General features: G+C 61.3%; 13 protein-coding genes. 1 reads left to right on the top strand and 12 read right to left on the bottom strand.

Annotated features, from left to right (window positions below):
* Positions 1–3: 3 nt before the first annotated feature.
* From DDD63_RS03885 to DDD63_RS03845, 9 genes are all read right to left on the bottom strand, one after another.
* On the bottom strand, positions 4–708 hold the full coding sequence (locus DDD63_RS03885) for a succinate dehydrogenase cytochrome b subunit (protein WP_125482425.1): 705 nt from the start codon (positions 706–708) through the stop codon (positions 4–6).
* Between the two features lie 306 nt (positions 709–1,014).
* Positions 1,015–1,464 (bottom strand): GNAT family N-acetyltransferase, encoded by a 450-nt coding sequence (locus DDD63_RS03880; protein WP_108715270.1) that lies wholly within the window; start codon positions 1,462–1,464, stop codon positions 1,015–1,017.
* Entirely contained in the window at positions 1,454–2,143 is a 690-nt protein-coding gene (gene tsaB / locus DDD63_RS03875; protein ID WP_125482424.1) for a tRNA (adenosine(37)-N6)-threonylcarbamoyltransferase complex dimerization subunit type 1 TsaB, read from the bottom strand. Before tsaB ends, DDD63_RS03880 begins: the two co-directional genes overlap by 11 nt.
* A complete protein-coding gene (locus DDD63_RS03870; RefSeq protein ID WP_108715268.1) occupies positions 2,144–2,869 on the bottom strand; it encodes a hypothetical protein in 726 nt (241 codons plus the stop codon).
* The gene (gene tsaE, locus DDD63_RS03865) at positions 2,854–3,390 is read right to left on the bottom strand and encodes a tRNA (adenosine(37)-N6)-threonylcarbamoyltransferase complex ATPase subunit type 1 TsaE (RefSeq protein WP_108716634.1); all 537 of its coding nucleotides are present in this window, start codon (positions 3,388–3,390) and stop codon (positions 2,854–2,856) included. The genes DDD63_RS03870 and tsaE overlap by 16 nt, the downstream gene beginning before the upstream one ends.
* 39 nt (positions 3,391–3,429) lie before the next feature.
* Positions 3,430–4,551 (bottom strand): alanine racemase, encoded by a 1,122-nt coding sequence (alr, locus tag DDD63_RS03860; RefSeq protein WP_240611406.1) that lies wholly within the window; start codon positions 4,549–4,551, stop codon positions 3,430–3,432.
* 20 nt (positions 4,552–4,571) lie between these two features.
* Positions 4,572–6,047 carry an NAD(P)H-hydrate epimerase gene (locus DDD63_RS03855; RefSeq protein ID WP_108715266.1) on the bottom strand — a complete coding sequence of 492 codons (1,476 nt, stop codon included), beginning with the start codon at positions 6,045–6,047 and terminating at the stop codon, positions 4,572–4,574.
* A 3-nt stretch (positions 6,048–6,050) separates the two neighbouring features.
* On the bottom strand, positions 6,051–7,910 hold the full coding sequence (gene glmS, locus DDD63_RS03850) for a glutamine--fructose-6-phosphate transaminase (isomerizing) (protein WP_108715265.1): 1,860 nt from the start codon (positions 7,908–7,910) through the stop codon (positions 6,051–6,053).
* A 175-nt stretch (positions 7,911–8,085) separates the two neighbouring features.
* Positions 8,086–8,280 carry a hypothetical protein gene (locus tag DDD63_RS03845; RefSeq protein ID WP_108715264.1) on the bottom strand — a complete coding sequence of 65 codons (195 nt, stop codon included), beginning with the start codon at positions 8,278–8,280 and terminating at the stop codon, positions 8,086–8,088.
* A gap of 38 nt (positions 8,281–8,318) precedes the next feature.
* Between DDD63_RS03845 and coaA the strand changes: the two genes are divergently transcribed.
* Positions 8,319–9,266: a type I pantothenate kinase gene (coaA, locus tag DDD63_RS03840; protein ID WP_108715263.1), complete on the top strand. Its 948-nt coding sequence runs from the start codon at positions 8,319–8,321 to the stop codon at positions 9,264–9,266.
* Between the two features lie 204 nt (positions 9,267–9,470).
* Here coaA and DDD63_RS03835 read toward each other — a convergent pair whose 3' ends face one another.
* Genes DDD63_RS03835 through DDD63_RS03825 form a run of 3 tightly spaced genes read right to left on the bottom strand, consistent with a single transcriptional unit; the run spans position 9,471 to position 12,084 of the window.
* The gene (locus tag DDD63_RS03835) at positions 9,471–9,785 is read right to left on the bottom strand and encodes a type VII secretion target (protein ID WP_108715262.1); all 315 of its coding nucleotides are present in this window, start codon (positions 9,783–9,785) and stop codon (positions 9,471–9,473) included.
* On the bottom strand, positions 9,785–10,399 hold the full coding sequence (locus DDD63_RS03830) for an LppA family lipoprotein (RefSeq protein ID WP_164505443.1): 615 nt from the start codon (positions 10,397–10,399) through the stop codon (positions 9,785–9,787). The genes DDD63_RS03835 and DDD63_RS03830 overlap by 1 nt, the downstream gene beginning before the upstream one ends.
* A gap of 53 nt (positions 10,400–10,452) precedes the next feature.
* Positions 10,453–12,084: an alpha/beta hydrolase gene (locus tag DDD63_RS03825; protein ID WP_108715260.1), complete on the bottom strand. Its 1,632-nt coding sequence runs from the start codon at positions 12,082–12,084 to the stop codon at positions 10,453–10,455.
* Between the last annotated feature and the right edge of the window lie 117 nt (positions 12,085–12,201).

Raw genomic sequence — 12,201 nt, 5'->3', positions numbered from 1 at the left:
TCCTTAGGAAATCCATCCAACGAGGATGGCGGTTGGGGGAGCCATAAAACCAATGAGGAGTGCCAGCGCGCACGCCCAGGCAATGAGGTTGAAGGCAAATTCGCGCTGACGTGTATCCAATCCCAGTGTGGCCAGAGCCGAAAACACGCCATGGCGCACATGCAGGCACAAAGCGCACATCGCGATCAAGTAGATCAGCCAACACCACCACACGGAGAAACCGGCAACGACTCGCTCGTACGGCGAGACCATCGAGTAGTTTGCGCCGATATTTATCTTCAGTGCCGTGAACTGCAGGATATGGAAGATGATGAAGGCAAACAAGATCAGGCCGCCGTAACGCATCGTGCGTGACGCGTAGGTCAGACGCCGCTTCTTGCCCTTCGTGACCTTGTATTTGGCACCGCGCCCCTGCCGACCGCGCTGCCAGGTCTTATAAGCGGCGAAGACGTGGATGCACAACGCCAATAGCAGCACTACCCGCAGAATCCACACTCCACCCTTATGTGGAAGAATCGGGTACAACAGGTCTTCATGCAGCCACTCGGCGTAATGGTTGTACGCCTCCGCGCCCATGAACAGCTTCAAATTGCCGTACATGTGGAAAAGGACGAAAAGAACGAAGATGAGGCCGGTGACCGCCATGGCAACTTTCAACGCCACGGTTGTTTGCCGGCCGCGCTTCACAGGTAAAGATGACGTAGCCACGTCTTGATCGTAGCGAATTCTTCCGCCCTTACCGCACGTGTAGGAAATACGTCAAGAATCAGTGTCGTAATTCTCCGCGGGCTGAAGTAGGTTTTCTGGATCTCTCTCCGCCCTTCGTCCCTTATCGGCCCGCCATGCGGCATGATCTTCGTCACGACTACGTCGTTTCCGAGCCGCAAGCGTTTGTCTACCGCTCGGAATCCTTGCCCTTCACAGGTGGCAGCAACCTGGAACCGTTGTCACTTTCTTACGCATCCCAACGCATAATTAGTGCGTCGTCGTCGTGATAGTACTGCGGACGTCTGCCTACCGCCCTGAACCCCTGCTGTTCATAAAGGGCCTGCGCGCCACGGTCACGAGCTCGTACCTCAAGAAAGACGACGACCGCCCCTGATCAAGCGCGATGTCTAGTAGTTCGCGCAACAGGCGTCGCGCCAAACCGCGGCGGCGCCATCGCGGATCTACACCAACAGTTAGCACTTCCGCCTCCGGCACGCCGGCAATCGCGCCGAGTGCTGCTATCTCCCCATTGGCCTCCACATAAGCCATATAGCGGCCCCGTTGCGCCAACTCGTAACGCCACACCGCCCGTGGCCAGGCGTCGCGGCCAAAGATCCTTTTGTCGAAGTCGACAACGCGGCTGAGATACTCCAGTCCCGGTTCGATTCGCTGCAACCCGGCCGACAAAGCATCTCCCGGGCCGAGGAGGTCGCCGTTTCCCGAACCGTCCTCCTGCCGCCCGATATTATCTGCCATGAGACTGCGGCACGCCGCCGTGAATATCGGGCCGCCGCAAATACTGCGGTTCCGCCCCCAGCTTCGCTTCCTCGCCCTGGTACAGGTACGCCAAGGCGACTCGCACCATGGCCACCGGTTCGCATTGCACAACGACGGCGTCCGGCAGCTCCCGCCATTCGCGCTGCACCGCAATGGTCGGTGCCGGTTCCAACGCCGACGGCGCCGCGATTGTCGGCCCCGACAGAACTTCCACATCATCGCCGGTGACGCGGGCACGCAGCGTGAACACCTCCCGCCTACGCGCGTCAATCACAGCCAACACCTCGCCATCGCCCGCGGCGGCCGCGAGAGACTCCAGCGAGGAGACGCCGTAGATCGGGACATTCCAGCCGCGGCTCAGTGCACGCCCCGTCATGAGGCCCGCGCGCAACCCGGTGAAGGCACCCGGTCCGGTGCCGACAATCACCATGTCTGGACGCATTACATCGCTTGCCTCCAGTAGACGCTGCACCATCGGAGTCAGCGTCTCCGCATGATGGCGAGCATCGGCGGAGATCTCACGTGCTAGTTCGGTCGGCCCGCTCTCGTCGCGGCGAACGACTCCCACCACCGAACGATCCGATGTATCAATCGTCAAAATATTCATACCGCTGCCCTGATTCATACCGCTTGCCTGCTCATTCATTCTCGTGTCCACTCATTCATTCTCGCGAACCGTTTCCTCGCTTATTGTGGCGATTCTTCCGCCATTACCGGGCGGTGTTGCTCGATCATGCGCTTGGCCTTCGCGCGCATTCCTCCTCCGACGACGCACGGCCAGCACCACCGTGACGGCTGCCAGCACCCCTACCACCACACCGAGATAGAGGACGATCCGTCGCGATCCGGCCTGTTCCTTCCCCGGCTCACTATCACCGGTGCCGACGGCTGCCGACGTGCCGAATGACTCCCGTATCGTCTCGAAGTCGTCCTCGCCGACCGGCCCGGCAAGCACGGACCGAGCCACCGGGTCCAACGGAGATACCAGGCCATCTACCCGAAGGAACCATCCTCCCAGATCCTCCGCGCCCCCTAGTTCAGTGAAGACAACGATCCGTCCATCGCGCGGCATGGCCGCAACCGTGTCGGCGAAATACTCATCATTGGTAATAACCTCGGTGCCCGCGAAGTCCGTGGCAATCGTACCCACCGGCGTACCATCCAGCAGGATTGGCGCCACCTGATAACTCTCCTGCTCCACCGTCACCGGATCCCCAATTTTCAGGTCATCAATCCTGTTACTGGCCACACCCGGAAGGTCCCGGGACGCATTTTCACGCACGATGCTCTGCGCGGTTGAGGAGAACCAGTCACCGTCGATCGCCGTCGTCGGACTCCCCGCAAGCGCGACAGCAACTGCGATGCCGCTCAACAGCCGAACCACGAAGCCTCCTGCGCCTGCTCGCCACCAGCGCTCATCGGCACGGCGTCGCGGCTCATCCGTTCGCCCGGTCGCGCCCCGCTCAGTTGTGCAAGGAGTTGGTGCGAGCGAGGCCCGGACGCTTCGAAACCAACAGTGCGCGGCGTATCAACCTCCAGTGGATCGCCGCCGACCGCCCGGGCTATCGAAATCATCAGCCGATCCGGCGAAAGAACTTCAACCTTGCCCTCGCCCCACTCGACCACGGTGACGGACTCTTCCAGCGAGGCATCCAGATCAAGCGCATCAAGCTCCTCTAGGGAATTCAGCCGATAGGCGTCCACATGAACCAGATCAGGACCACCGCCTGCCGAATGGTGTACTTGTGCAATCACGAAGGTCGGGGAGACAACTCGCGCGCCGACACCCATACCGCGCGCGATCCCCTGGGTGAGAGTCGTTTTACCCGCGCCAAGCGGTCCGTTCAGCATGATGAGATCGCCGCCGTGCAGCAGACGCCCCACTCGTTCGCCCAGCTGGCGCATGTCGGCGGCTCGCGCAACGGTTAGTTCCAAAACATCTCCTCACTCGCATCGTTCACCCGTGCCATGATAGCGGCGCGGCACGCGAGCCCCAAGGCGCGTGACAACCTCATATCCAATGGTTCCGGTTGCGGCAGCCCAATCGTCCGCCGTCGGCAACCCCGCTGCGGCGTCGCCGAACAGGTACACGGTGGATCCGGCCTGCGCATGTTCCGGTATCGGCACAACGAACTGGTCCATGCACACCCGCCCGAGGATGCGCGTGCGTTCGCCCGCAACGACGAGCGGCGCGCTGTTAGACGCTTTTCGGTCAATGCCATCCCCGTAGCCCAGCGGTACCACGCCCAGTCGCATCGCCCGGTCGGTGTGTGCCGTATGCCCGTAGGAAATGCCCGTGCCAGCGGGAACCTGCCGATCCACCGTGAGTTGCGCTGATAAAGTCATAACGGCCCGCAGGCCCATGTCGTGTGCGCGTGCCACTTCCGGCTCGGGAGACAGGCCGTAAAGCACGATACCGGGCCGGACCATATCGTAACGGGTTGCGGGATGCCACAAAGCGCCGGCGGAAGCCGCAAGATGATGGATTTCAAAGACCACGCCGCCGCGCGCGGCAGCTGTACGTGCCTGCTCGAAACGCTCAATCTGCTGCTCGGTCACTCCGCAATCGGGCTCGTCCGCCCGCGCCAGGTGACTCCACAAACCAACCGGATCGAATAACTCCCCCGCGCCGCGAATACGCCGGGCCGCCTCTTCAACATTCTCAAGGTTGAAACCCCCGCGGGTCATCGCCGTATCGACCTTGAGATGAATACGCGCGGCGATGGCTGTTATTTTAGCTGCAGCCGCCAACTCATCGATGGCCCAGAAGGAGCCCACCGACACATCTATCCCGGCGCGCACGGCGTCGACCAGGGGAGCACCGGGGGCATATATCCACGCGAGAATGCGCGGCCCCGGCCCGATCTCCTCACGCAGCGCCAATGCTTCACCAAGCTGTGCCACCCCGAGGAAATCTGCTCCCGCCGCCAGAAATGCCCGCGCACATTGCGCTCGACCATGGCCGTATGCATCCGCCTTGACGACGGCCAGAATCTTCTGCCCGTCGATTGCGCTACGCACTTGGCGCAGGTTGCGGGCAGCAGCATCCAGATCAATATCGGCCACTGCCGGATAGTAGGGAATCATCACGCCTCCGCGAACGTCTCAGCTATTGCCGCCGGGATCGCCCGGACGATCTCGCCAGCACGAATCGGCCGCCCCACTCCGCCTGCGTCGGTTCCGGACGCGATAGCGGCAGCACGTGCATGGATAGCTGCGGCGGCCGCGGCAAGGCGTGCGGGATGGGCGGCCGCACGGCCCCACTGTGCCAAGAGGCCACCGAGCAGGCCGGCCTGCACATCGCCGGCACCAGCCGTTCCGCGCCACGCGGGCGCATTGGATTGCACGTACAGCGGACCGTCGGGCGAGCAGGCAACGTCGATGGCGCCTTTGAGATGCACGGTTGCTCCCGTCAGCGTCGCAGCGAGCCGGGCAGCGCGCGCCGGACCGGTTTCCACGTCATGCCGCGAGAGGTGCTCACCGCGTGCGGCCAGCAGAGCGACGAGTTCACCGGCGTGCGGTGTAAGAACCACGTTTTCTGGCAGGTCGGTGGTGTAGGCGAGGGAAATCGCTCCGGCATCGAGTACCACCGGGAGTTCCTCCGCCACGGCCTCATGCAGGCGTCGCGCCACTTCGGAGGCAGCGACCTCGTCGTCCATATCAATTCCGGAACCGAGGACCCAAGTCTGTACTCGTCCGGGCGCTGTCACCACCTCCGGGCAGCGCTGTACGACGACGCCCGCGAGCTCCCGCTGACCCACGTACCGCACCATTCCACACCCGGATGCCAATGCGGCATCCACCGAGAGCAGACCCGCTCCCGGATAGCGGGGGGAACCGGTCATCAGCCCGGCAACGCCGCGACTGTACTTGTGGGAATCGGCGTCCGGCACCCGCCACAGCCGTGCAATTTCCGGTGCTTCAAGCGTGATTGCCGCAGGTTCGGATGGCAGATGTGCTTCAAAGCCAAGTGGAACACGAATGATTCGCCCCACGTGGCGGCGCCCCGGATCAAGAAGCAGGCCTGGTTTCAGAGCACCCATGGTCACTGTGATATCCGCCGTGACCACTGGGCCGCTAACGGCGCCGTCGTCGCCACCCACCCCGGATGGCACATCTACTGCAACTGTCAGCTCTGTCCGCCGCTGCCCCAGCGCCTGTACAACGCCGGCCAGCGGTTCTCGCAGTGGTCCGCGTGCGCCAATGCCTACTAAACCGTCGATAACAACATCCGCCGATGGCAGCCCATCAACAACGCGAACGCCCGCCTGTTGCGCGGCCGCGAGGCCCTCTGGGTGAACGTGCGAGCTGGCAAGCAGAGCCATTACGGCCATGCCACGCCGGGCCAACCGCGCGCCCGCGTACAGTGCGTCTCCGCCATTGTTTCCGGCTCCTACCAGCAGCAGCACCCGAGTGCCGGGGATCCGGTTTCCACGCGAACGCCACTCCCGTAACGTTTCCGAGGCGAGCGCGGCGGCGGCTTGCTGCATGAGCGGTACGCCCGCCTCCAACAGTGGCGCCTCCGCCTCGCGGATGTCATCACACCGGTACGCCCGCTTCATGGCTCACTCCACGGTCACGGACTTCGCCAGGTTCCGCGGCTTGTCCACATCGTATCCCTTCACCCGTGCTAGCTCACAGGCGAAAATCTGCAGTGGCACGACGGTCACCAACGGCATCATCAGGGTTGGCGTGGTGCGCGGCACCCAGAAGACCTTCGACGCATGCGCCTCCACATCGGTGTCACCCTCTTCTGCTATGACGATGGTATTCGCGCCACGGGCGCGCACCTCCTGCAGATTCGAAATGACCTTGGAGTGCAGCAAGGGCCGCCGCGGCGTCGGTACGATCACAAAGACCGGCAGATCCTGTTCGATCAGCGCGATGGGACCGTGCTTCAACTCGCCAGCGGCGAAACCCTCGGCATGAATGTAAGCGAGTTCCTTAAGCTTCAGTGCACCTTCCAGAGCCACCGGGAATCCGACGTGCCTCCCGAGGAAGAGCACCGACGTGGTATCCGCCATCGAACGTGCCAGTTCACGAACCTCATCTTCCGCAGCGAGCACCTCCTGAATGCGCCCCGGCATCTTACCGAGCTCTTCCAAATAGGTAGCAACCTCGTCCACATACTTATTGCCACGCAGCTCCGCGAGGTAAAGGCCGAGTAGGTAGCAGGCGGTGATCTGAGCGATGAACGCTTTGGTGGAGGCGACGGCGACCTCGGGCCCGGCGTGTGTGTAAAGCACCGCATCCGATTCTCGGGCAATGGTGGAGCCGTGTGTGTTCACTATTGCCAGAACCTTCGACCCCTGCTCACGGGCATGCCGGATGGCCATGAGTGTGTCCATGGTCTCTCCGGATTGCGAGATGGCAACCACCAGTGTGCGCTCGTTGACAACCGGGTCGCGATAGCGGAACTCGTGCGCCAGTTCCACTTCGACCGGGATACGACACCAGTGCTCAATGGCGTATTTGGCCACGTGCCCGGCGTAGGCAGCGGTGCCACAGGCGACGACGATGATCTTGTCGATGGAGCGCAGAATCTCCTCGGGAATACGCATCTCGTCCAGCTGGAGATTGCCATCCGGAGTGGTGCGTCCGCGCAGGGTCTCTGCGACGGCGGTCGGCTCCTCGTGGATCTCCTTATCCATGAAGGTGTCGTACCCGCCTTTCACGGCCGCGTTGACATCCCAGTCAACCTCGAAGGGGTTACCGTGCGACGGCGTGCCGTCGAAGTCGATCACTTCGACGTTATCAGCCGTGATACGAACGATTTGGTCCTGCCCCAATTCCAGGGCGTGACGGGTCTGGCCGACAAAGGCCGCCACGTCGGAGCCAAGAAAATTCTCACCTTCCCCCATTCCGACAACCAGGGGCGAATTGCGCCGGGCAGCGACGATGGCGTCAGGATGCTCGGCATCCAAGGCCACCAGGGTGAAGGAGCCTTCCAGCCGGGCAGCCAGACGACGCATGGCCGCGAGAAGGTCGCCGTCCTTGGCAAGCTCCAGCGCGAGCTGATGCGCTGCGACCTCCGTATCGGTCTCGGATGTGCGCCGGATCCCCTGTTCCGTCAGTTCGGCGGCGAGCTGCTGGTAGTTCTCGATAATGCCGTTGTGTACCACTGCCACTCGAGCATCAAAACTGACATGCGGGTGGGCGTTCGTATCGGTTGGGCCGCCGTGCGTTGCCCAGCGCGTATGCCCAATGGCACTTCGCGCCGCGGCCAGCGGTGAGCCAGTCACAATCTCGCGGAGATTATCGAGGCGACCGGCGCGTTTGGCGATTTGCATCCCATCGGCGCCTGCCACGGCGACACCGGCGGAATCGTATCCGCGGTATTCGAGCCGAGCCAAACCTTCCAGAACAACCTCAAGAGGACGCGATGAGGATTCCTGGTGTCCCACATATCCGACGATTCCACACATACGGTCAGTCTAGCCCCGATGGCGCAACAATCCCTACCAAACTCACCTGCGTCGCCGCCGCGCTCGCGCGGGAGGGCTGAAGAAGTCGTCGCGCTCGCGGACGCTAGAATCGTCGCCGCCGCGCTCGCGCGGGAGGGCTTTCCGCGCCCATTGACCGTATTCGTTATACCGCGCGTTATACCCAGGGCAGGGTACGCCTATCGGCTTCACTTGCCGGGCCGATTGAGCCATCCGCCAGACCGCTTCCATCTGCCGGTCCGCTTCCCCAGCCATCCGCCTCACCGCCATACTCCAGCCCCAGATACCGGATTGGCAGGATCGTCAGGAATGTCAGGCGCAGGGATACTCGCCACAGGCATTTGTCGTTCACCTCGCCCTCACCTTGTACTGCGTCGTACACTACAAGCGATGAAAACGACGACGTCGCCCACGCATGTCCTGAGTTTTTCGCATGATGAGTGGGCCGCACTGGCACAGTCCACTCCCTTGCCGCTGACTCATTCCGATATTCGCCGACTCTCCGCCTTGGGAGACCCAATTGACCTGCACGAAGCAGACGCCGTCTATCGGCCCCTCTCCGCGCTGCTGCAGATGTACACGGCGGAAGTCGGCGCGCTGCACGGGAAAACATCCGCTTTCCTCGGCCTACAGGAAGAGCGGACGCCGTTCGTTATCGGGATCGCCGGGTCGGTGGCCGTCGGGAAATCGACTACAGCGCGGCTCCTGCAGGAGCTGCTACGTCGTTGGCCAGCTACTCCCAAGGTGGACCTCGTGACCACCGACGGCTTTCTTTTGCCCAATGTAGAGTTAGAACGGCGCGGCATAATGGATAAGAAGGGATTCCCGGAATCCTACGACCGCGCGGCGCTTATCGATTTCCTCAAAGCGGTGAAGGCGGGTGAGGCGCATGTACGGGCCCCCTTGTACGATCACGTCATTTACGACATCATCCCCGGTTCCTACCGGGAGGTTAATCACCCGGACATTCTGATTGTTGAAGGAGTGAACGTTCTGCATCCTCCTCGGCGCAGCCGTAGTACCGGCGAATTACTCGCGGTATCCGATTTCTTCGACCTATCCATCTACGTTGATGCCGACGCCGAGGATATCGAACGATGGTATATCGACCGCATTTTCAAGCTGCGTGACGTCGCCTTCAACCAGCCGGGAGCGTTCTTCCACCAATTCGCCGAGCTTCCCGACGACGAACTACGCGCCCGCGGTGAGGAGATCTGGCGAACCATCAATCTGCCGAATTTGCTGGAGAATATCGCCCCCACCCGCTCGCGCGCGGACATCATTCTGCGTAAGGGAGCCGACCACCTCATTGAAAGCGTGTACCTGCGCAAGCTGTAGTCGTCTCACGCGTCCGGGCTGGAAAGTTCGGCCCGGCAACGCACCCAAATCAGTAATCAACCCGCTTATTCGTCCGCGCCTTCCACATTCGGCCTCTACCGAGTCGCGAGATACTCATCCACCCACCCGAAACCACCGTCGCGCCGACCGTAACCACCGGCAAGAGTCCCGCGGCGGTTCTAGCAGCATGCTCATTCCAAACGTTTAGAAGGATGCTAGTGCCGCATAGACTGCACTCAAAAAACTCGCGTTGACGTGTTCGTCAGTTTCCTGGAAGTCTTGGGCTGCGCCTCGCAGCCCGGAAGCTAACTTCTCTAACCGGGCAATGCTGGCTTGACGCCCGTCCGATAATGCCGCACCGGCATCCATGGACTTGCTCGAGAGTTTCGCACTGGGCACAGCCGACCAGCTACCGATTAACGACGTAGAACCCGGCGTGTTACCGATCTGCTGCGCATACTCATCCACATCACGAGCACGATCCCGTAACACCTCCGGATCAACACTCAAACGGTCCATTACCCCTCACCTCCTTCCTGAGACGCCTGTTCCCCTGAGGCCGGAGTGTAGGGTGCCCATTCCTCGGGTTCGCCACTGCGGATCGCCCGGCCGGTGGTGCGTAGGTGTTCTGGGACAACCTCGGTGCCCTGCGGCCAATCCTGCGACCACTTCCCCGGCACACACCCCGTATCAACCACCACCAAAGTCCGCTTGTAATAGCCCAGATCAACCTTTTGCCCGGTCTCCTCATTAAAAAACACCACCGTGTGATCCTCCGCCCGCACCGTCGTATCCACCGGGCCACTAAACCCTAACGGGGTCAGAATCTCCGTAAACCGGTCCACCGCCTGCGGCCACGTCTCACCCGTGAGCGGCCCCGCCGTCCCCAACTTCCATCGCTCGATCACCGTCCCGGCCGGACACCCCGAAGTCGTATTATCAACCTGCGAGCCGCCACCCAGCGCTGGTGGCGTCCACTCACCCACATCAAACTCATCCGACAGGGTCTGCTGTAACTGCAGCAGCAGGAGGATCGCCTCCCGCCGCGCCTCCACATACGAGACATTCCGAGTCGGCAGATACTCATCCGTCCGCCCGTAATACCTATCCGAAAAATCAGAACAACCAGCCATACATACTCCTAACAGTAGAAGACAACCAACCAGATACCGCACACGCCGCATACTCACTGCTCCACCCCCGCAACCACACCATTACCGATCAGCACACTGGCCTGATCATAAACCGAGGTCCGCCCAACATCGTAATACTCGGAATGACCCTTCGAGTCCGTATACTCCACCCCTTCCGCGCTGGTCCACTCATCCGTACCAATCCTGTTGAACTCCCGCGACGTACTCGGATCCCCACCAAACCAACCCAGATCAGCCACCGGGTCACCATCACCGACATCCACGAAGGGAATCCGCGGGAACCCCTGCGCCTCGCCCACATTCACATGCCCAGGCACCATATTCACATCCTGATTCTGCCGCGTCGTAATCCCTGGAGAACCCATCACCATCACCTCATCAGCAACCGTGGACTGCCGCAACGCATACCCCGTGACCGTCGACCCATACGAATGCCCCGACGCCACCAGATACAAATCCCCCTCATGCGTCGCCTGAATCGAATCCAACAACCCCGCCAAATTCTCACCACCCTCCCTCGCACTCTTACTCAACGCCACCGAATTACTCGAGACCATCTCATCCCACTGCGGCGCGTCATACCCCAAAAACACCACCCCAGCCAACTCATCACCACGACCCTCACGTTCCAGCTGTGTCTTTCCTTCATTCAAGACATTTTGCACGCCCTCAACACCACTACCCCACTGACCGGAAAAGGTCACAAGACTACTACTGACCGTCGAGGTCATCCCCGGAGTATGCACCATCACCCGATCCGCCCGATCCACATCTCCAATCGCCACCACCGCACGCAAACGATCACTCGACCACACATCCAAACTCACCAGGCTATGCGTCCCGTTGTCCTCCTCGAACGCTTGCTTCAACGCCTCCAACTGGCGTTTCTTATCCTGGAGCGCCACCAGATCAGGAGCACGCTGCACCATCGGCCCCATCTCCGGAACCGTCATCGCACGGGATGCCTCCCACTCCTCCTCCGCCTTCTCCAGTTCAGCCGTGACCGCCTCGATCTCCTCATCCAAGCGATTCACGTTGGCATCACTGCGGTCATCAATCGGGATCCCATTCAAGTTGCCGATCCATTCCGGATGACTCGTAATAATCGTCTCCTGCTCCTCCCGCGACAGAGACATCCACCAATCATTAACCTCCTCAACACTCCACCCCCACTTCGGAGCAGACACACCATGCGAGAGTATCGCCGCACTCGGCGCCTCACCCGCCGCCACCAAACCACCCAACTCCGCATACACATCCTCCAACGCTCTCACAATCGCATCACCCTTACTCATACACGTCGTCGCCCGCCAATACACACCATCCGGTATCCCCGCACCACCCACATCCGGCACCTGCGCACCACCCAACTCAATCCTGATCCCCTCCGCCTCCGGTACCAACTCATCAATAGCATCCGCAATCGCATCAAAATCATTAGCTGCCTTCTCCAAAATCCGCTGCATATCCCCCATATCATCAACCAAGGCCCGCCGCGACGCCGCCTCCGCATCACCTGCCTCACCAACAAACACCTCATCATTCACAAACCCGCCCAACCCCTCGGCAACCTCCGCATACCGGCGCGCCGTCGTCTTCAAATCCGCACTCGCCTCTCGCAACGGCCCACTGCGCCACGTCGCAATCTCCGCCACCGTCGCCATAATCCCAACTCCTTCATCTCAAGCCAACCAGTGAAAACCAAACCGGCGAGCACCATTAAATCACCCCGAGACTACCCAACCATAACCCACAACACAACCCCCAGCACACAGCCACCC

Source organism: Actinobaculum sp. 313 (genome assembly GCF_003073475.1).
GTDB lineage: Bacteria > Actinomycetota > Actinomycetes > Actinomycetales > Actinomycetaceae > Asp313.
The sequence above is the reverse complement of the archived record's forward strand: the minus strand, read 5'-3'. Positions and strand labels throughout refer to the sequence as shown.